This is a genomic window from Pseudoclavibacter chungangensis, from assembly GCF_013410545.1.
Classification (GTDB): domain Bacteria; phylum Actinomycetota; class Actinomycetes; order Actinomycetales; family Microbacteriaceae; genus Pseudoclavibacter; species Pseudoclavibacter chungangensis.
Genome location: NZ_JACCFV010000001.1, coordinates 1,455,642 through 1,475,586, shown reverse-complemented (window position 1 = coordinate 1,475,586; position 19,945 = coordinate 1,455,642). Strand labels below are relative to the sequence as shown.

19 protein-coding genes are annotated in these 19,945 nt (G+C 71.8%); all 19 read right to left on the bottom strand.

Annotated features, from left to right (window positions below):
• Positions 1-9 precede the first annotated feature (9 nt).
• Positions 10-1,611, bottom strand: a complete 1,602-nt coding sequence (locus tag HNR16_RS06655; protein ID WP_158040321.1) for an RsmB/NOP family class I SAM-dependent RNA methyltransferase — start codon at positions 1,609-1,611, stop codon at positions 10-12.
• Positions 1,608-2,543 carry a methionyl-tRNA formyltransferase gene (fmt, locus tag HNR16_RS06650; protein WP_158040322.1) on the bottom strand — a complete coding sequence of 312 codons (936 nt, stop codon included), beginning with the start codon at positions 2,541-2,543 and terminating at the stop codon, positions 1,608-1,610. Before fmt ends, HNR16_RS06655 begins: the two co-directional genes overlap by 4 nt.
• A 190-nt stretch (positions 2,544-2,733) precedes the next feature.
• A complete protein-coding gene (locus HNR16_RS06645; RefSeq protein ID WP_158040323.1) occupies positions 2,734-4,734 on the bottom strand; it encodes a primosomal protein N' family DNA-binding protein in 2,001 nt (666 codons plus the stop codon).
• A gap of 5 nt (positions 4,735-4,739) precedes the next feature.
• Positions 4,740-5,930, bottom strand: coding sequence for a methionine adenosyltransferase (gene metK / locus HNR16_RS06640; protein ID WP_158040324.1), 1,191 nt, complete (start codon positions 5,928-5,930; stop codon positions 4,740-4,742).
• A 49-nt stretch (positions 5,931-5,979) separates the two neighbouring features.
• On the bottom strand, positions 5,980-7,221 hold the full coding sequence (gene coaBC / locus HNR16_RS06635; RefSeq protein ID WP_225737829.1) for a bifunctional phosphopantothenoylcysteine decarboxylase/phosphopantothenate--cysteine ligase CoaBC: 1,242 nt from the start codon (positions 7,219-7,221) through the stop codon (positions 5,980-5,982).
• Positions 7,222-7,231: 10 nt separating this feature from the next.
• Positions 7,232-7,561: a DNA-directed RNA polymerase subunit omega gene (gene rpoZ, locus HNR16_RS06630; protein ID WP_158040326.1), complete on the bottom strand. Its 330-nt coding sequence runs from the start codon at positions 7,559-7,561 to the stop codon at positions 7,232-7,234.
• Positions 7,558-8,454: a guanylate kinase gene (gene gmk, locus HNR16_RS06625; protein WP_158040327.1), complete on the bottom strand. Its 897-nt coding sequence runs from the start codon at positions 8,452-8,454 to the stop codon at positions 7,558-7,560. The genes rpoZ and gmk overlap by 4 nt, the downstream gene beginning before the upstream one ends.
• Positions 8,451-9,341 (bottom strand): orotidine-5'-phosphate decarboxylase, encoded by an 891-nt coding sequence (gene pyrF, locus HNR16_RS06620; protein WP_158040328.1) that lies wholly within the window; start codon positions 9,339-9,341, stop codon positions 8,451-8,453. Before pyrF ends, gmk begins: the two co-directional genes overlap by 4 nt.
• Positions 9,338-12,643, bottom strand: a complete 3,306-nt coding sequence (gene carB / locus HNR16_RS06615; RefSeq protein WP_158040329.1) for a carbamoyl-phosphate synthase large subunit — start codon at positions 12,641-12,643, stop codon at positions 9,338-9,340. The genes pyrF and carB overlap by 4 nt, the downstream gene beginning before the upstream one ends.
• Before the next feature lie 3 nt (positions 12,644-12,646).
• Positions 12,647-13,819 carry a glutamine-hydrolyzing carbamoyl-phosphate synthase small subunit gene (gene carA, locus HNR16_RS06610; protein WP_158040330.1) on the bottom strand — a complete coding sequence of 391 codons (1,173 nt, stop codon included), beginning with the start codon at positions 13,817-13,819 and terminating at the stop codon, positions 12,647-12,649.
• A complete protein-coding gene (locus tag HNR16_RS06605) occupies positions 13,816-14,349 on the bottom strand; it encodes a PH-like domain-containing protein (protein WP_158040331.1) in 534 nt (177 codons plus the stop codon). The genes carA and HNR16_RS06605 overlap by 4 nt, the downstream gene beginning before the upstream one ends.
• The gene (locus HNR16_RS06600) at positions 14,339-15,700 is read right to left on the bottom strand and encodes a dihydroorotase (RefSeq protein ID WP_158040332.1); all 1,362 of its coding nucleotides are present in this window, start codon (positions 15,698-15,700) and stop codon (positions 14,339-14,341) included. Before HNR16_RS06600 ends, HNR16_RS06605 begins: the two co-directional genes overlap by 11 nt.
• Positions 15,697-16,656 carry an aspartate carbamoyltransferase catalytic subunit gene (locus HNR16_RS06595; protein WP_158040333.1) on the bottom strand — a complete coding sequence of 320 codons (960 nt, stop codon included), beginning with the start codon at positions 16,654-16,656 and terminating at the stop codon, positions 15,697-15,699. The genes HNR16_RS06600 and HNR16_RS06595 overlap by 4 nt, the downstream gene beginning before the upstream one ends.
• Complete coding sequence (gene pyrR, locus HNR16_RS06590; RefSeq protein WP_158040334.1) at positions 16,653-17,213, bottom strand: bifunctional pyr operon transcriptional regulator/uracil phosphoribosyltransferase PyrR; 561 nt, start codon at positions 17,211-17,213, stop codon at positions 16,653-16,655. Before pyrR ends, HNR16_RS06595 begins: the two co-directional genes overlap by 4 nt.
• A gap of 138 nt (positions 17,214-17,351) precedes the next feature.
• Positions 17,352-17,780, bottom strand: a complete 429-nt coding sequence (gene nusB, locus HNR16_RS06585; RefSeq protein ID WP_158040335.1) for a transcription antitermination factor NusB — start codon at positions 17,778-17,780, stop codon at positions 17,352-17,354.
• Positions 17,780-18,343: an elongation factor P gene (gene efp, locus HNR16_RS06580; RefSeq protein WP_158040336.1), complete on the bottom strand. Its 564-nt coding sequence runs from the start codon at positions 18,341-18,343 to the stop codon at positions 17,780-17,782. The genes nusB and efp overlap by 1 nt, the downstream gene beginning before the upstream one ends.
• A gap of 105 nt (positions 18,344-18,448) precedes the next feature.
• A complete protein-coding gene (locus HNR16_RS17805) occupies positions 18,449-19,024 on the bottom strand; it encodes a DUF4190 domain-containing protein (RefSeq protein ID WP_218868393.1) in 576 nt (191 codons plus the stop codon).
• An 89-nt stretch (positions 19,025-19,113) separates the two neighbouring features.
• The gene (locus tag HNR16_RS06570; protein WP_158040337.1) at positions 19,114-19,509 is read right to left on the bottom strand and encodes a DUF4190 domain-containing protein; all 396 of its coding nucleotides are present in this window, start codon (positions 19,507-19,509) and stop codon (positions 19,114-19,116) included.
• 66 nt (positions 19,510-19,575) lie between these two features.
• Complete coding sequence (locus tag HNR16_RS06565; protein WP_179558142.1) at positions 19,576-19,875, bottom strand: DUF4190 domain-containing protein; 300 nt, start codon at positions 19,873-19,875, stop codon at positions 19,576-19,578.
• Positions 19,876-19,945: the final 70 nt, after the last annotated feature.

The following is a 19,945-nucleotide window of genomic DNA, read 5'->3' as shown; positions in this document are numbered from 1 at the left end:
CGGGGCCGGTCAGGGGGTGCGGCGGAGGAGCGCGAGGAACATCGCGTCGGTGCCGTTGCGGTGGGGCCACAATTGCACGGACGTGCCGTGGCCCGAACCGTCGGCGGGCGTGAGCGGACGGTGCGCGAGCTCGAGGCCCGGACGGGCGACCGCGCGCACGACCGCCTCGGCGTCGAGCGCCTCGACGTCGTCGCGACGAAGCGCCCGGCGGACGACGCCCGTCGTCTCGGCGAGGTGCGGCGAACACGTGACGTACGCCACGACACCGCCCGGACGGGTCGCGTCGAGCGCGGCGTCGAGGAGCGCCTCCTGGATCTCGACGAGCGCGCCGACATCGACGGGCGACTTGCGCCAGCGCGACTCCGGACGACGGCGGAGCGCACCGAGCCCCGTGCAGGGGGCGTCGACGAGCACGCGGTCGTACCGGGCGGGTTCGAGCTCACCGATCTCCCGCCCGTCGAGCTCGCTCACGGGCACGCCGAGCCGGAGCGGCTCGAGCGCCCGCCGAACGAGGCGGGCGCGCGCCGGCTGCACCTCGTTCGCGACGAGTTCGGTGCCGTCGCGTCGCGCGAGCGCCGCGAGCAGCGCGGCCTTCCCACCGGGACCGGCGCACAGATCGAGCCACCGCTCCCCCGGCACGATCGGCGTCGACGCCGCCAGTGCGAGCGCGACGAGCTGCGAGCCCTCGTCCTGCACGCGCACGGTGCCGTCCGCGACCTCGGCGACCGCTGACGGGTCGCCGCGCAGCAGTCGGAGACCGAGCGGGCTCGCGGTGCCCTCCTCGAGCAGATCCGGGTGCGCGTCGAGCAGCGATGCCGCGTCGGCGAATCCCGGCAGCGCGACGAGCCCGACCCGCGGCGAGGCGTTGTCGGCGGCCACGAGCGCATCGAGTTCGTCCTGCCGCCCCTCGGCCGTGAGCGCATCGCGAAGGGCGCGGACGATCCAGGCCGGATGCGAGGTGGTGGCCTCGACGAGCGCATCGCCGTCGAGGCGCTCGGCGAAGCGCGCGCGCCAATCGTCGAGGGAGGTCCGCGAGACGGTGCGCATGACCGCATTGACGAACCCTGCGGCCCCGCGTGAGGCGACCTCGCGCGCGAGCTCGACGGTCTCGTTGACGGCGGCGTGGGGCGCGACGCGCGTGGCCAGGAGCTGGTGGGCGCCCAGCCGGAGCACGTCCCGCACGGGTGCGTCGATCAGGTCGATCGACCGGTCGGCGGCGAGCGCGATGATCGCGTCGTAGGTGCCGCGGCCACGGAGCGTTCCGAAGCAGAGTTCGGTCGCGAGCCCCGCGTCGGCGGCGCTCAGTCGCGCCTCGGCGATCCGGTGCGGCAGGAGCAGGTTCGCGTACGCCTCGTCGGTGTCGACGGCGTGCAGCACGTCGTACGCGACGCGGCGGGCCGCCGTCGCGCCGCCGCCCCCGCGGGACGGCCCACGCCGCTCGGGGCGAGCGCGTTCGGCCGCGTCGTGCCGTGCCCCGCCACGTCCCGCGCCGTTGCGCGGCGAGCCGCCCCCGCCCGGGCCGCCCCTCCCGGACCCGTCGCCGCCCGAGCCGTTCCGGCCGGATGCCCCGCCCCGTGGGCGCTTGCCCGAGCCGTCACCGTCGCGCGTCACGAGAGCACCGCCCGTCCGTCGGCGACGCCGCGCAGCCAGTCGGCGGCCCGCATGGGTCGCTTGCCGGGCGGTTGCACCTCGAGCAGTTCGAGGGGTCGGTCGCCGGTTCCGACGAGCACGCGCTTGCCGGCCCACACGACCTCGCCCGGTCCGAGCGCGGACGGTGCGAGGCGCGCGAGGTCGTCGTCCGGGCGTCCGGCGCGCAGGATCTTGAGGCGGCCGTCACCGAGCGCGCTGCTCGCGCCCGGCTCGCTCGTGACGCCCCGGATGCGGGCGTGGACGACGTCCGCCGGGCCGCGCCAGTCGATGTGGCCGTCGGCGGTGGTGAGTTTCGCGGCGGTGGTCGGCTCGCCCAGTTGCGGTGACGGTGACGCCGTGCCGGCGGCGATCGCGTCGACGGCCGCCCGCACGTCGTCGGCGCCGTCCACGCCGAGCCGTTCGAGCAACTCGTCGGCCGTCTCGCCGTCGCCGATCGGGACCTCGCGCTGCAGGTGGAGTGGACCCGTGTCGAGCCCCTCCTCGAGTGTGAACACCGAGACGCCCGTCGTCCGCTCACCGGCCATGAGGGCGCGCTGCACGGGGGCGGCTCCGCGCCAGCGCGGTAGGAGCGAGAAGTGCAGGTTGATCCAGCCGTGCGCTGGCGTCGACAGGAGCGGTTCGCGCACGAGGCCGCCGTAGGCGACGATGACGCCGAGCTCGGGGGCGAGCGTCGCGATGCGCGCCGTCTCGTCCGCGCCGAGCGCGGTGGCGTGCACGATCGGGAGGCCGAGCTCGGCGGCCCTCGCCGCGACGGCGGACGGTGTGAGGCGCCGCCGCCTCCCCACGGGGGCATCGGGGCGGGTGACGACGGCCACGATCTCGTGGCCCGCGTCGACGAGGGCATCGAGTGTCGGGACCGCGACGGGCGGCGTTCCGGCGAACACGATTCGCATGTGTGCGACTCCTTGCGGCTGGTGGGGTTCGGGGTCCGGGCCCCCGGGGAATTCTAGGACGGGCACGGTCCGGGCCCGTGAGCGGGACGATCCGGGGACACCCCGCGACTCGCGCGGGCCGGGCGGGGGCGATCGTCGCCGGTGCACTCGACGGCGATCGAACCGGCGTGCCGGGGCGCGTGACGGGGCCTCAGAACAGGTGCGGCGGATCGAGCCTGACGCGCAGGGTCGATCCGCGTCCGCGTGGACGACCGGCGACCGCCGGCCGCCCCGAGGTCGCTGCCTTCACGATCTCGACCTTGAGGCGTCGCGCGACCTCCGCCCCGGCCGCGTACCCGAACCTGATCGTGGCGCGGACGGATCCGTCGTCGTCGGGCACCGGGCCGAGGATCCGGACGCCGTCGAGATCACGCACCGCGTCGAGCGCTCGATCGACCTCGGCGGCGGTCCCGCTGACCGTGCCGACGCGCACCGCGGGCGGGAACTCGAGCGCGCGCCGGTCGGCGAGCTCGGCGGCGGCGTACGCGGGTTGCCGCCAGTCGACGAGCGCGCGTCCGGGCCCCTCCTCGGCGCCGACGAGGACGGCGGACCCCCTGTCGGCGAGGAGGGCGGCCGCGGACGACCAGTAGCGCAGCGCCTCGAGACCGACGTCGAGTGCCTCCCGCGCGAGGAGCCGTTCGCCGTCGAGCAGCAGGACCGCGCGGTAGCCCTGCGCCGGGACGGGTTCGGCGCCGCGGGTCGAGACGACGAGCGCGGGAGCCGCGCCGATCGAGACGAGTCCCGTCTCGCCGTCCGCCACGACGACACGCACACCGGGGAACGCGCGTCCGAGCTCCTCCGCGGTGCGTCCCGCGCCGACCGCGATCGAGCGGAGTCGCTCGCCGCCGCACTCGGGGCACCGCCAGCCGGCGTTCGTCGTCCCGCACACCGCGCACGTCGGCGCGGCGCCCGCGCGCGCGAGTCGCAGCGGCCCGCCGCACGCGCGACAGCGTGCGAGTGTGCGACACGAGTCGCACGCGAGGCCGGGGACGTAGCCCGCTCGCGCGACCTGGACGAGGACGGGACCCGAGTCGAGTGCCTCGCGCGCGAGCCGCCAGGCCGCGGACGGGATGCGTGCGCCACGGGCGCCCGCCTCGTCGCCGATGACGGCGTTCGAGGGGACGATCTTCGGTGGCCGGAACCGCGTCGGTGCGACGGGGCGCAGCCAGCCGATCTCGACGAGCCGCTCCGTCTCGACGCTCGGCGCGTGGGCGGCGAGGACGAGCGTCGTCCCCTCGCGGCGCTGGCGGGCGAGCGCGACCTCGCGCGTGTGCGCGTACGGGGCGAGCGGTTCCTCGAAGGAGTCGTCGCCGTCGTCCCACACGATGACGCACGCGAGCCGCGACGCGGGCGCGTAGACGACGGATCGCGTGCCGATGACGACGCCGGCCTCGTCGCCGAGGCACGCGAGGAAGTCGCGATAGCGGACCGCGGGCTTCGCGCGCGTGTCGAGCCGTCGGATGCGGTCCGCGGGCAGGCGCACCTCGAGCGCGGCACCGAGGAGCTCGACGTCGCGGAAGTCCGGGACGGCGACGATGACATCGCGTCCTGCGGCCACGTACGTGGTCGCGAGGTCGGCGATGAGGCCGAGGGCCCTCGGCACACCGACCGGTTCCCGCCGGCCCGGCGGGTGCACGGTGTCGACGCCGGTGGGCACGCGAAGGGCGATCCGTCGGTCGTCGCCGCCCGTCAGCTCGGCCCAGTCGTCGGGGGTGTAGGTGGCCGGTGGCTCCGGGATGTCGATCACGGTTTCCGCGTCCCGCGCCACGGGCTCCCCCCGCACCTCGAGCCATCGCTGCTCGACGCGCACCGAACGCTCCGGGATCGCGAGGCGGAGGACGTCCGCCGCGGTGCCGGCCTGACGGTCCGCGACCTCGCGCGCGAGCGCGGCGATCTCCGGGGTCAGGACGGGTGCCTCCGAGACGAGTTCCTCGATCTCGGCGAGATCGCCGGCGTACTCGGCCTCGTCGACCACCTCGACGACGTACGCGGGCAGGACGCGCTTGCCCGAGCGCAGCGGCACGCGGACGCGCATCCCCGGCCCGACGCGCCCGACGAGCGCCGCGGGGACGCGGTACTCGAGGAGCCGGTCGAGCTGCGGGAGCGGCGTCGCGACGACGACCCGCGCGACGTCCGGCGCGTCGGCGGGCACCGTGCTCAGGCGCCGACCGCGGCGCGCAGCGCGTCGACCCGGTCGAGGCGCTCCCACGTGAAGTCGGGCAGCTCGCGACCGAAGTGGCCGTAGGCCGAGGTCTGGTGGTAGATCGGCCGGAGCAGGTCGAGCTCGCTGATGATCGCGTTCGGGCGGAGGTCGAAGACCTCGCGCACGGCGCGGACGATCTCCGTCGCGGGCACGTGCTCGGTGCCGAACGACTCGACGTAGAGCCCCACGGGCTCGGCCTTCCCGATCGCGTAGGCGACCTGCAGTTCGAGGCGGTCCGCGAGACCGGCCGCGACGACGTTCTTCGCGACCCAGCGCATCGCGTACGCGCCGGAGCGGTCGACCTTCGAGGGGTCCTTGCCGCTGAACGCGCCGCCGCCGTGGCGGGCCATGCCGCCGTAGGTGTCGACGATGATCTTCCGACCGGTGAGTCCGGCGTCGGCGCGGGGGCCGCCGTCGATGAAGCTGCCGGACGGGTTGACGAGCACGAGCGGCGAACCCGAATCGAGGTCCACGAGGTCGAGGACGGGACGGATGACGTGTTCGGTGACGTCGTGGGCGATGCGCTCCTGCGTCACGTCGGGGTCGTGCTGCGTGGAGAGCACGACCGTCTCGACCGTGCGGGGGGTGTCGCCCTCGTAGCCGACCGTGACCTGCGTCTTCCCGTCGGGGCGGAGGTAGTCGAGTTCGCCCGATTTGCGGACCGCGGCGAGGCGCTCGCTCATGCGGTGCGCGAGCCAGATCGGCATCGGCATGTAGACGTCGGTCTCGCGGCTCGCGTAGCCGAACATGATGCCCTGATCCCCGGCGCCGAGCCGGTGGAGTTCCTCGACGGATCCGCCGCGGTGCTCGAAGGACGTGTCGACGCCCTCGGCGATCTCGCGTGACTGCTCGCCGATGGAGACCGACACGCCGCAGGAGGAGCCGTCGAAGCCGACCTCGCTCGAGGTGTAGCCGATGCCGGAGATGCAGTCGCGCACGATGCCGGGGACGTCCGCGTAGCCGGACGTCGACACCTCACCCGCGACGTGCACCTGGCCGGTCGTGACGAGGGTCTCGACGGCGACGCGCGAATCGCGGTCGACCGTGAGCAGCGCGTCGAGGATGCGGTCGGAGATCTGGTCGCAGATCTTGTCCGGGTGCCCCTCGGTGACGGATTCCGAGGTGAACAGTCGAAGGTCGGGCATGCCGTGGCTCCAGTGGGACGGGGTGGTTGGGAGTGTGGTCGTGGGCCGGTCAGTCGGGTCGCACGAGGTCGAGGACGACGTCGGCGACGGACGCCTTGTCGCCGGAGTGGGCCGCGACGATCGTTCCCGCCGCGTCGATGATCTCGATGCGGTTGTCGGGCCGGGCGAATCCCTCGTGCCAGCCGACGCGATTGACGACGAGGTAGTCGCAGCCCTTGCGGGCGATCTTCGCGCGAGCGAGAGCGCGGAGCGCATCGTCGTCCGGCTCGGTCTCGGCGGCGAACCCGATGATGGTCTGCCCCGGCGTTCGGGTCGCGGCGAGGTCGCGCAGGATGTCGGGGTTCTTCGTGAAGGTGATGGTGAGCTCGTCGCCCGCCTGCTCCTTCTTGATCTTGCCGTCCGCGACGTGCTCGGGGCGGTAGTCGGCGACGGCGGCCGCCATGACGATCGCGTCGTGTCGCGACGCGACCTCGGCGCACGCGTCCGCGAGCTGTGCGGCCGAGGAGACGACGACGGTCGTGACGCCCTCGGGCGCGGGAACTTCGAGGTTCGCGCCGATGAGCGTCACCTCGGCGCCGCGCGCCGCAGCCCGCTCCGCGATCGCGACGCCCTGACGTCCGGACGAGCGGTTGCCGAGGAACCGGACGGGGTCGAGCGGCTCACGGGTGCCGCCGGCGGTCACGAGGAGCCGGACGCCCGAGAGGTCGCCCACGGGCCGCGCGCGCTCGGCGACGCCGCGACCCGCGGCGGTGAGCGCGGCCTCGACGACGACACCGGGGTCCTCGAGTCGACCGGGCCCCTCGTCGGGACCCGTCAGGCGCCCTTCGGCGGGCCCGACGATCGTCGCGCCACGGGCCTCGAGTCGGGCGATGTTCGCCTGGGTCGCGGGGTTCGACCACATCTCGGTGTGCATCGCGGGAGCGATGACGAGCGGCGCGCGCGAGGCGAGCACGGTCGTGCCGAGCAGGTCGTCGGCGAGTCCGGTCGCGAGCTTCGCGATCGAGTTCGCGGTGGCGGGGACGACGACGACGACGTCGGCACGCTGGCCGAGCGCGACATGGCGGACCTCCTCGACGTCGTCGAAGAGGTCGTCCGTGACGGGATTGCGGGAGATCGCCTCGAGCGTCGGTCGACCGATGAATCGGAGCGCGGCGCCGGTCGGGACGACGTCGACGTGGTGCCCCGCGAGCACGAGGTCGCGAACCACCTGGACGGCCTTGTAGGCCGCGATGCCGCCGGTGATGCCGACGACGACGCGGTACGTGGGCCCGTGCTCCTCCTGCTGCGCCACGACGCCGGTGCTACTCGGCGGCGGGTGCGTCGTCGTCGAAGGTGAGTTCCTCGCCGAAGTCGACGCCCGCGTCGGGGAGCTCGATCTCCGGCGCATCGGTCATGACGAGCTTCTGTTCGTTGATCTCGCGGAGCGCGATCGACAGGGGCTTGTCGTCGATCGACGAGTCGACGAGCGGCCCGACGTTGTTGTAGATCGCGCCGTCGTGGAGATCGGCGTAGTAGTCGTTGATCTGTCGCGCCCGCTTCGAGGCGAAGATCACGAGCTGGTACTTGCTGTCGACGCGCGTCAGCAGTTCGTCGATGGGCGGGTCGATGATGCCCTGCGGCTTCTCGTTCATGCGTGCTCCTTCGTGAGTCCCATGAGGTGGACGAGGCGTCCTGCGGCCTCGGGGACCGTGTCGTTGACGACGAGCTCGTCGAACTCGTCCTGCGCGGCCAGCTCGACCTCGGCGGTGCGGAGTCGGCGTGCCTGCTCCTCGGCCGATTCGGTGCCACGGCCGACGAGTCGTCGGACGAGTTCGTCCCAGCTCGGGGGCGCCAAAAACACCAGTCTAGCCTCCGGCATGCGTTCGCGGACCTGACGCGCTCCCTGGAGATCGATCTCGAGCAGCACGGGGCGCCCGCGTTCGAGCGCCGCGCGCACCGAGGAGCGTGGCGTGCCGTAGCGGTAGGAGTTGTGCACCGTCGCGTATTCGAGGAGCTCGTCGTCGTCGACGAGGCGGTCGAACTCGGTGTCGGACACGAAGTGGTAGTGGACGCCCTCGATCTCGCCGGGCCTCGGCGCGCGGGTCGTCACGGAGACGGCGAGCGCCACCTCCGGGTAGTGGTCGCGGACGTACCCCGCGACGGTGCCCTTGCCGACGGCGGTCGGGCCGGCGAGCACGGTGAGTGCGGCGGGCGCGACGGCACCGCCACGTCGGACGAGGAACTCGCGCAGTCGCTCGCGCTGCTTCACGCCGAGACCGCCGAGTCGTTTGGAGGGCGAGATCGCGAGCTGTTCGAGGATGCGTGTCATCTTCGTCTGCCCGATGTGCGGGATCGCGAGCAGGAAGTTCGTGACCCGCAGCGAGTGCTCGGCCGCGTTCGCGGGGTCGGCGCTCGCATCGAGGACCTCGACCGTCGGGCGCTCCCCCGAGGCGATCGCACGCTTGACCTCCGCCCGCGCCCGCCGGGCCGCGACGGCGGCCCGGGAGGCGGCGGCGCGGTCGACGGGCGGCGGGGCCGCGGTCATCGGTACGTCTCCTCGAGTACACCGACCTGGCGGTCGATGGCCTCCGCGAGTCCGTCCTGCCCGGCACGCAGCAGGCCTCGCGATGCGGTGACGATCGTCGACGGTGCGACGGGGCCGAAGATCTCCCGCACGCGGGAGAACTCTGCGCCCTGGTGGCCGAAGCCGGGAGCCAGCACGGGCGCGGAGGGTGCGCGGGCGAGGTCCTCGAGGTCGATGTCGAGGAACTCGAAGTCGAGCGTCGCACCGAGCACGACGCCGACGGAGCCCATGTCGCCGGTCTCGTGCTCCCGGTTCCACTTCGCGGCGCGCGCCGCGATGCCGCCCGCGACGGTCCGGCCCTCCTGCGAGCCGCGGACGCGTCGCGCGGTCTGGACGCTCGCGGACTCGGGGTTGGAGGTCGCGGCGAGGATGAACAGTCCCTTGCCGTGGGTCTTCGCGAGTCCGAGCGTGTGCGCGAGCGTGTCGAAGCCCTGGTAGGGGTTGAGGGTCATGGCGTCGGCTTCGAGGGGCAGGCCCGGCGTCAGCCACGCCTCTCCGTAGGCCTCGAGGGTCGAGTCGACGTCCCCGCGTTTGACGTCGGCGATGACGAGCAGGCCCGCCTCGCGCGCCGCCGTGACGACGTCCTCGAGCACCTTGTAGCCGATCGCGCCGAAGCGCTCGTAGAACGCGACCTGCGGCTTGACGACGCCGACCCGGCCCGCGGCCGCCTCGACGACGCGCAGTCCGAACTCGTGTGCGCCGACGGCGGAGACCGGCAGCCCCCACTCCTCGAGCAGGTACGTGTGCGGATCGATGCCGACGCACAGGTGCCCGCGTCGTTCGATCGTCTCGCTCAATCGGCTGCCGAACGATTGCACCTCGTCCGCCCCCGCAGTCGCTTCGGTCATCCCCGGGCTCCCCTTCGCGCGTCGTTGTACTCCTGGAGCGAGGTCACGGTGACCCCGTCCTGCAGTGCGGTGAAGGACTCCACCGCAGCCGTCAACTCGGAGACCGTCGTGAAGATCGGGAGGTCCGCGGCGACCGTCGCCGTGCGGATCTCGTACCCGTCGAGGCGCGCGGAGCGTCCCGACGGGGTGTTGATCACGATGTCGATCTCTCCTCCGTGGATCATGTCGACAATGTTGCCGTCGTGATCCTGTGAGGTCCCCTCGTCGATGAGCTTCGTGTACTTGCCGACGACGCGGGCGGTGATCCCGTGGCGGGCGAGCACGAGCGCCGTGCCCTCGGTCGCGACGACGTCGAAGCCGAGGCTCACGAGTCGTGCGACGGGGAGGATGATGGAGCGCTTGTCCCGGTCGGCGACGGAGACGAACACCGTGCCGGTCGCGGGGACGCCGCCGTAGGCCGCCGCCTGGCTCTTCGCGAATGCGCGCGGGAACGTCGAGTCGATGCCCATGACCTCGCCCGTGGAGCGCATCTCGGGCCCGAGGATCGAGTCGACGACCCGGCCGTCCGCGGTGCGGAAGCGCTTGAACGGGAGCACGGCCTCCTTGACCGCGATGGGCGCGTCGACGGGCTGGAGCGTCCCGTCCTCCGCGGCGAGCAGGCCCTCGGCCCGCAGGGTCGCGATCGAGTCGCCCACCATGACGCGTGAGGCGGCCTTCGCGAGCTGCGTGCCGAGCGCCTTCGAGACGAACGGGACGGTGCGCGACGCACGCGGGTTCGCCTCGAGGACGTAGAGGGTCGTGCCGTGCAGCGCGAACTGCACGTTGAGGAGTCCGCGCACGCCGATGCCCTGGGCGATCTTGAGCGTCGCCTCGCGCACGCGTCGCAGTTCGGCGATCGAGAGCGAGATGGGCGGGAGCGTGCACGCCGAGTCGCCGGAGTGGATACCGGCCTCCTCGATGTGCTCCATGATGCCGCCGATGTAGAGCTCCTCGCCGTCATAGAGCGCGTCGACGTCGATCTCGGTCGCGTCGTCGAGGAAGCGGTCGACGAGGAGCGGGTGTGCGGGGCCGACGATGCCCTGTCCCGCGATGCGCTCGAAGTAGTCGTCGAGCTGCTCGGCGTCGTAGACGATCTCCATGCCGCGGCCACCGAGCACGAAGCTCGGGCGGACGAGCACGGGGTAGCCGATGCGCTCGGCGACCTCGTGCGCGCCGAGGCGGTCGATCGCGGTGCCGTTGTCGGGCGCGGTGAGTCCGCCCTCGGCGAGGATCGCGGAGAACAGGCCGCGCTCCTCGGCGAGATCGATCGCCTCGGGGCTCGTGCCGAGGATCGGCACGCCCGCGGCCTCGAGGCCCTTCGCGAGTCCGAGCGCGGTCTGGCCGCCGAGCTGCACGACGACGCCGACGAGTTCGCCGCGGCCGCGCTCGATGCGGATGATCTCGAGCACGTCCTCGAGCGTGAGCGGCTCGAAGTAGAGGCGGTCCGAGGTGTCGTAGTCGGTCGAGACCGTCTCGGGGTTGCAGTTGATCATGATCGTCTCGTACCCCGCGTCGTGCAGGGCGAACGAGGCGTGCACGCACGAGTAGTCGAACTCGATGCCCTGACCGATGCGGTTCGGGCCGGAGCCGAGGATGACGACCTTGCGGCGGTCCGAGGGCTCGATCTCGTTCTCGGTGTCGTAGCTCGAGTAGTGGTACGGCGTGAACGCGGGGAACTCGCCCGCGCACGTGTCCACCGTCTTGTAGACGGGGTGCACGCCGGCGTTCCAGCGGATCGCGCGCACGTCGCTCTCACCGAGGCCACGGAGCTCGCCGATCTGTGCGTCCGAGAAGCCGTGCCGCTTCGCGTGTCGCAGGAGTCCGGCGTCGATCGCGGGCGCCTCGCGGATGTCGTCGGCGACCTCGTTGACGAGCACGATCTGGTCGATGAACCAGCGGTCGATCTTCGTCGCCTCGAACACCTGCTCGGGTGTCGCGCCCTTCGCGAGGGCGATCTGCACGTCGACGATCCGGCCGTCCGTCGGGGTGCGGATGACGGTCAGCAGCTCGTCGACGGAACGCGGGTCGTCGGCCCACGTGAACGACGAGCCGCGCTTCTCGAGCGAGCGGAGCGCCTTCTGCAGTGCGGTCGTGAAGTTGCGGCCGAGGGCCATCGCCTCGCCGACCGACTTCATGGTGGTCGTGAGCGTCGGGTCGGCTGCCGGGAACTTCTCGAAGTTGAAGCGCGGGACCTTGACCGCCACGTAGTCGAGCGTCGGCTCGAACGAGGCCGGCGTGACCTTCGTGATGTCGTTCGGGATCTCGTCGAGGCGGTAGCCGATCGCGAGCTTCGCGGCGATCTTCGCGATCGGGAAGCCCGTCGCCTTCGAGGCGAGCGCGCTCGAGCGCGAGACGCGGGGGTTCATCTCGATCACGATGACGCGGCCCGTGTCGGGGTCGATCGCGAACTGGATGTTGCAGCCACCCGTGTCGACGCCGACGGCGCGGATGATCGCGATGCCGATGTCGCGCAGGTTCTGGAACTCGCGGTCGGTGAGCGTGAGGGCCGGCGCGACCGTGATCGAGTCGCCCGTGTGCACCCCGACGGGGTCGACGTTCTCGATCGCGCACACGACGACCGTGTTGTCGGCCGTGTCGCGCATGAGCTCGAGCTCGTACTCCTTCCACCCGAGGATCGACTCCTCGAGCAGGACCTCGCTCGTGGGCGACGAGAGCAGCCCGTCCTCCGTGATGCGCACGAGCTCCTCGCGCGTGTACGCGAACCCGGAGCCGAGCCCACCCATCGTGAACGAGGGACGGACGACGAGCGGGTAGCCGAGGTCCTCGGCGAACTCGATCGCCTCGTCGACGGTGCGGGCGATGTGCGATCGAGCGACGTCCGCGCCGCACTCGAGGACGAGGTCCTTGAAGATCTGGCGGTCCTCACCGCGACGGATCGCGTCGACGTCGGCGCCGATGAGTTCGACGCCGTGCTTCTCGAGGAGCCCGAGGTCGTGCAGCTTGATGGCCGCGTTGAGGGCGGTCTGACCGCCGAGCGTGGGGAGGATCGCGTCGGGACGCTCACGCTCGATGATCTTCTCGATGATCTCGGGCGTGATGGGCTCGACGTAGGTCGCGTCGGCGAAGTCGGGGTCGGTCATGATCGTCGCGGGGTTCGAGTTGACGAGGATGACGCGGATGCCCTCCTCGCGCAGCACGCGGCAGGCCTGCGTGCCGGAGTAGTCGAACTCGGCCGCCTGACCGATGACGATCGGGCCGGAGCCGATGACGAGGACGGAATTGATGTCGGTGCGCTTGGGCATAGGTCAGGCGTTCTCCTCGGCGGCGCCCTCGGGCGCGTCGGTCGTGCGGCGGTGCTCGAGCACCATGTCGCGGAAGCGGTCGAAGATGTCGGCCGAGTCGTGGGGTCCTGCAGCGGCCTCGGGGTGGAACTGGACGCTGAAGGCGGGGATGTCGAGGCAGCGGAGCCCCTCGACGACCTGGTCGTTGAGGCCCACGTAGCTGACCTCGGCGCGCCCGAAGCCGGCGGGCGTGTCGACGACCTCGCCGATCGGTGCGTCGACCGCGAAGCCGTGGTTCTGGGCGGTGATCTCGATGCGTCCAGTCGCCTGGTCGCGCACGGGCTGGTTGATGCCGCGGTGGCCGAACGGGAGCTTGTAGGTGCCGAAACCGAGGGCGCGGCCGAGCAGCTGGTTGCCGAAGCAGATGCCGAAGAACGGTGTCCCGTCGCGGAGCACGCTCTGCAGCAGCTCGACGTGTGCGGCCGACGCCTCCGGGTCGCCCGGGCCGTTGGAGTAGAACACGGCGGTCGGGGCCAGCGCGCGCAGTTCGTCGATCGTCGTCGTCGCGGGGACGACGTGGACGTCGAAGCCGCGCGCGGCGAGAGCGTGCACGGTCGCGCGCTTGATGCCGAGGTCGATGATCGCGACCGAGCCGATGCGCTCGCTCGTCGCGGGTTCGACGTACGCGGCGTCGGTCGAGACGACCGAGGACAGGTTGCGGCCCGCCATGGGCTCCTGCTCGCGGACGCGTCGCAGTTGCTCCTCGGGCTCGAGCCCCGCGGCCTCGCCCGAGAACACGCCGCCGCGCATGGCGCCCTCCGAGCGGATGCGCCGCGTGATCGCGCGCGTGTCGATCGAGCGGATACCGACGACACCGGCGTCGGCGAGCGCGTCGTCGAGGCTGCCCTCGGCGCGCCAGTTCGACACGACGCGCGAGGCGTCGCGCACGGCGAAGCCCGCCGTCCAGATGCGGCGGGACTCCATGTCCTCCGCGTTCACGCCGGTGTTGCCGATGTGGGGCGCCGTCTCGACGACGATCTGCCCCGCGTAGCTCGGGTCGGTCAGCGTCTCCTGGTAGCCCGTCATGCCGGTCGAGAACACCACCTCGCCGAGCGTCGTGCCGACGGCGCCGTAGGCGTCGCCCTCGTATCGCGTCCCGTCCTCCAGGACGAGCACGGCGGCTGTGGGTCGGGTCATCGGTTCTCCTCCGGGGGTGCGATGGAAACGAGGGCGTCGAGGCGATCGCGGAATCGCTCGCGGTCGTCGCGGTCGACGATGCGGAAGGTGGTCTCGACCTCGACCGCATCGGGCGCGTCGCCGCCGAGTCGCCAGCGGACGGCGCTGAGGCCGCCGCGCTCGACGACGCGGTCGATCGTCGCGGTCACCCCGTCGACGGCGACGATCGCGTCGGCGGGGATCAGGAACGGGTCGGCGCCGCGGACGCGCACGGCGAGACCGGATTCGACGAGTGCGAGTTCGGCCCGCCCGCGGTACGCGAGGGGCGGCACGGTGATGCGCTCGAGCGGCCTCGCGGCCTCGCTCGTGGCGACGTAGTGCACGTCGTCCCAGCGATCGGTCGGCTCAGGGCCCGCGGGCGGGGTGAGCGGCGTCGGGACGCCGGCCTGTGCGCGACGTCGTGAGCGCCAGCCGACGAGGGCCAGCACGGTGAACACGACGACCGCGACGAACAGGATCAGGGCCGTCACGACCTTCGGGTCAAGCTCCACGGACGTCCTCCGAACGCGCGGTCCGGAACCGCGCCGCCTCGGCGACGGCCCGGGGATCGGCGAGCACACCGTCGCGCAGCGTCGGCGTGCCGCGGTGCACGGTGTGCACGACACGGCCCGGCAGTTCACGTCCGAGGAACGGCGAGTTGATCGACTTGCCCGAGAGATCGTCGGTCGTGAACTCGCGCGTATCGCCCGGCTCGTAGAACACGAGGTCCGCCGGCTCGCCCGCGTCGAGCGGCCGGCCGGCCCAGTCCGCGGAGCCGATGCGGGCGGGCGTCTCGGACAGGACCCGGGCGACGTCGCGCCAGGTGAGGCGAACGGGCGCGACCATCGTCGTGTCCACGATGCGCAGGGCGGATTCGAGCCCGACCATGCCCATCGCGGCCCGGTCCCACTCGGTCTCCTTCGCGTCGACCGGGTGCGGCGCGTGGTCGGTCGCGACGATGTCGATCGTGCCGTCGGCGAGCGCGTCGCGCAGCGCCTCGACGTCGTCGGCGGTCCGCAGCGGGGGGTTGACCTTGAAGCGCGCGTCGAAACCGCGCACGAGCTCCTCGGTGAGGATGAGGTGATGAGGCGCGACCTCGGCGGTGACGTCGATGCCGCGATCCTTCGCCCACCGGACGATCTCGACCGATTCGCGCTTCGACACGTGGCACACGTGCAGGCGTGAGGAGACGTGCTCGGCGAGCAACACGTCGCGGGCGATGATCGAGGTCTCGGCGACGCCGGGCCAGCCACCGAGGCCGAGCTCGGCCGAGAGGGCCCCCTCGTTCATCTGCGCGCCCTCGGTGAGCCGCGGGTCCTGCGCGTGCTGCGCGACGACGCCACCGAACGTCTTCACGTACTCGAGCGCGCGGCGCATGATGAGCGGGTCGAAGACGCACTTCCCGTCGTCCGAGAAGACGCGCACGCGTGCGCGGCTCGAGGCCATCGCGCCGAGTTCGCTCAGGCGCTCCCCCTCGAGGCCGACCGTGACGGCACCGATCGGTTGGACGTCGGCGTACCCCGCCTCGCGGCCGAGTGCCTCGACGGCCTCGACGACGCCCGCGGTGTCCTGGACGGGCTGGGTGTTCGCCATCGCGAACACGGTCGTGAATCCCCCGCGGGCCGCCGCCCTGGTGCCCGTGAGCACGGTCTCGCTCGACTCGAAGCCGGGTTGACGCAGATGCGTGTGCAGGTCGACGAGGCCCGGAAGCAGCACGAGTCCCGTCGCGTCGATGCGCTCGGCGTCGGCGGGCACGTCGAGCGTGCCGGGCTCACCGATCGCCGCGATCGTCTCACCGTCGACGAGCACGTCGACGGTCTCCTCGCCGTAGCGGCGTGCGCCCGAATAGAGGGTCGCCGTCATCGTTCGTCTCCTTCTCGCGGACCGGAACACAGCAGATAGAGCGCCGCCATGCGGACGGAGACCCCGTTCGCGACCTGCTCGAGCACGGTGGACTGCGGGGAGTCGGCGGCGACGGACGCGATCTCGAGGCCGCGGTTCATCGGCCCGGGATGCATCACCATGGTACGCCCGGGCAGCGCCCGGAACCGCTCCTCGCCGAGGCCCCAGAGCCGCGCGTACTCGCGCGGGTTCGGGAAGTAGGCGTCGTGCATGCGTTCGGTCTGGATGCGCAGGAGCATGACGGCGTCGGGCGCGTCCGCGAGTGCCGCGTCGAGATCGTGCGTGATGGCGGCCGGCCAGACGCTCGTGTCGGCGGGCAGCAGGGTCGGCGGCGCGACGAGCGTGACGCGCGCGCCGAGCGTGGTGAGGAGCCAGACGTTGGACCGTGCGACGCGCGAGTGCAGGATGTCGCCGACGATCACGACGTGGACGCCGTCGAGATCGCGTCCCCGCGCGCCGTCGACGCCGTGGAGGCGGCGGCGCATCGTGAACGCGTCGAGCAGGGCCTGGGTCGGATGCTCGTGCATGCCGTCGCCCGCGTTGAGGATCGGCGTGTTGATCCATCCGCGCTCGGCGAGCAGTTGCGGCGCCCCGGTCGAGGGGTGGCGGATGACGACCGCGTCGGCACCGATCGCGCGCAGCGTCTGTGCCGTGTCCTTGAGGCTCTCGCCCTTCGAAACGCTCGATCCCTTCGCGGCGAAGTTGATGACGTCGGCGCTCAGCCGCTTCTCGGCGGCCTCGAACGAGATCCGGGTCCGGGTCGAGTCCTCGTAGAAGAGGTTCACGACCGTGATCCCGCGCAGGGCGGGGAGGCGCCGGACCTCCTGCTGGTCGACCCGGGCCATGTCCTCGGCGGTGTCGAGCAGCAACAGGGCGTCGTCGCGGGAGAGTTCCTTCGTGGACAGCAGGTGCTTCATGCGCCCTCCTCCGAGATCACGACGCGATCCTCCCCGTCGAGTTCTCGCAGCTCGACGCCGATGCGCTCGCTCCGCGCCGACGGAAGGTTCTTGCCGACGAAGTCCGCGCGGATCGGGAGCTCCCGGTGGCCGCGGTCGACGAGCACGGCGAGCTGGACCGCCCGGGGACGCCCGATCGCGCTGATCGCGTCGAGCGCCGCACGGACCGTGCGGCCCGAGTAGAGGACGTCGTCGACGAGCACGACGGTGCGGCCGTCGAGTCCTCCGGACGGGATCCGGGTCGGCTGCGGCGCGCGCGGTGTCCGTCGACGCAGGTCGTCGCGGTACATCGTGATGTCGAGCGCGCCGGTGATGGCATCCGGATCGAGCATCCGCCCCTCGGCCGCTTCGATGCGAGCCAGGTTCACGCCCAGACGCTTCGCGAGCTGAACGCCACGCGACGGGATCCCGAGGAGCACGAGTTCGTCTGCGCCCCGGTTGTGTTCGAGGATCTGGTGCGCGATGCGCACGAGGGCACGGTCGATGTCGTCCTGCTGCAGCACGGTGCGCTGATTCAAGGCGACCCCCTTCCCCGCCTCACGGGACGGTCATTAAAGGAAATCTGCGTTCGCGAGCCTACCAGTCCCGCGCGGTGCGCCCGGACGCCGGACGCGGTTCGTCTGCGTCCCGCTCGCAGCGGGACGCAGACGAACCGTTCACGATTCGACGACCGGTGGCACGCTCTCCGCGATCCGGCCCAGGAGGCCGTGCACGAAGCGGCCCGAGTCGTCGGTCGAATACTGCTTCGCGGCCTCGACGGCCTCGGTGATGGCGACCGCGGTCGGCACCTCGTCGTTCCAGCGGATCTCCCACACGGCCATGCGGAGGATCGCCCGGTCGAGTGCGGGCATGCGCTCGAGGGTCCATCCGCGCGCATAGCTCGTGAGGAGCTCGTCGATCTCGTCCTGGTGCTCGAGCACGCCGAGGACGATCTCGCGCGCGTAGCGCCAGCTCGTCTCACGCTCCGGCTGGGTCCGCGCCCGCTCGGCCTCCTGTGCGAGGAGTTCGGCCGCGGGCTCGTCGCGCACGTCCGCCGCGAAGAGCACGTCGATCGCCCGCTTGCGGGCCTTCGTGCGAGCGCTCACTAGTCGTTGACGCGACCGAGGTAGTCCCCCGTGCGCGTGTCGACCTTGACCTTGGTGCCCTGGTTGAGGAACAGGGGAACCTGGATCTCGGCGCCGGTCTCGACCGTCGCGGGCTTCGTGCCCGCGTTCGAGCGGTCACCCTGGAGGCCGGGCTCGGTGTAGGTGATCTCGAGGACGACCGATGCGGGGAGTTCGATGTACAGCGGCTCACCCTCGTGCAGCGCGATCTGGACCTCCTGTTGCTCGAGCAGGTAGTTCGCGGCGTCGCCGACGATCGTGTCGCTCAGCGTGAGCTGGTCATAGTCGCTCGTGTCCATGAACACGAAGCCGTCGCCGTCACGGTAGAGGTACTGGTAGTCGCGACGGTCCACGGTCGCGGTCTCGATCTTCGCGCCCGCGTTGTAGGTGCGGTCGACGGTCTTCCCCGAGACGACGTTCTTGATCTTCGTCCGGACGAACGCGCCGCCCTTGCCCGGCTTGACGTGCTGGAACTCGACGACCTGCCAGAGCTGTCCGTCGATCTTCATCACGATGCCGTTCTTGATGTCGGCGGTCGATGCCATTCGGTGAGTCCTTTGCTCGGTGGAAATGCCCGACGGGAGAGTCTAGCGGTCTCGGGCGAGTCGCGTCGATCGGGCGGCCGTCGATCGGGCGGGCGACGGGGCGGATCAGTAGGACGGGTAATGGAGTCCGTAGCCGAACAGCGGCGCGAAGATCAACAGCCACAGCAGGGTCCAGAGGAGACCGATACCGATCCCCACGTACCCGATGATGACGCCCGTGAGCGCGAGGCCGCGACCCTGCTCACCCGTGCGCGAGATCTGTGAGAGTGCGATGTGTCCGCACACGACGCCGGCGACCATGCCGAGTCCGAAGAACGGGAGGACCCACTGCAGGAGGAACCCGCCACCGGCACAGCAGATCGCGACGACCGCGAGCGGGTTCGTCCGATGCTGCTGCGGCTGCTGCAGGTAGGGGTTCGGCGAGCCGTACGGGGCGGCACCGTACGCCGGACCGGGTCCGGGGGCGGCGCCGTAGGGTGCGGGGCCGGCCGGTGGGGCGCCGTACGGTGCGGGGCCGGCCGGTGGGGCGCCGTACGGTGAGGGACCACCGTATGGGCTCTGGTCGGGCGCGCCGTCGGGGGTCACCTGGCCACCCTGTGGGGGCTGGCTCGGCGGGACGGGCCCGTACGGCGACAGGCCGTCGGGCTTGGGGACACCTGGGATCTCGGGATTGTTCGTCAACGTGCTGTTTCTCCTTCTGACACCGAGGGTGTCGTCGGTCGGTTCGTTCGTCGCTCGGCGGGCGTGGTCGGATCGGCGCCGTCGGCGGGTCACCCCGCGCCGGCGGCCGAGCCGATCGCGATGATCGCGATGACGAGGATCGGGAGGATCGTCATGATCGCCACGACGAGCATCCCGATCACGAAGCCGACGGTCGTGATGTAGCCGAGGACGAGCCCGGCGATCGCGAGGCCGCGACCGTCCGTGGCTGCGGGGAGTCGGACGAGCGCGATGTGGCCGAGGACGATCGCGACCGGCCCGAATCCGGCGGCGGCGGTCACGAGGGCCGCGATCGCGAGCCCGCGGGCCGTCGGATCGTCAACGGGCGCCGGGGCGGGCACGGGCGGAGCGGGGACGAGTGCACGCCCGTCACCGGGGACCTCGTCGGCGGGTCGCTCGTCGGTCGTCGGTCGCGGTGGTGCGGGGGCCGGGGTGTTCGTGTCCATCGTTCGCCGTCCTCGTCGTCGATCGGTCTCGCGCGACCGCGGCGGAGGGCCCCGCCGCAGTCGGACTCAGGAGTTGTACGTGGCGACCGAGGTGCCGATGGAACCGATGACCACGAACAGGATCCAGAAGATCAGCCAGCCGGCAACACCCAGGTAGCCGAGAACGAGGCCGACGATCGCCAGCGCCTTGCCGCCCTCACCCGTGCGCTTGATCTGGCTGAGCGCGATGTGTCCGAGCACGACCGGGACGATCGCGAACCCGATGATGCCGGTGACGAGCGCGATGATCGCCATGACGTTCGTCCGGCCTGCGGGGTTGTCCGCGACGTTCGTGTTGTAGGGATTCTGCGAGATCGAATCTGACACGGGAACTCCTTGCGTGCGGCACATGCCGGGGGTCATTGCTCGAACGCGATCGGTCGAGTCACGCACCATT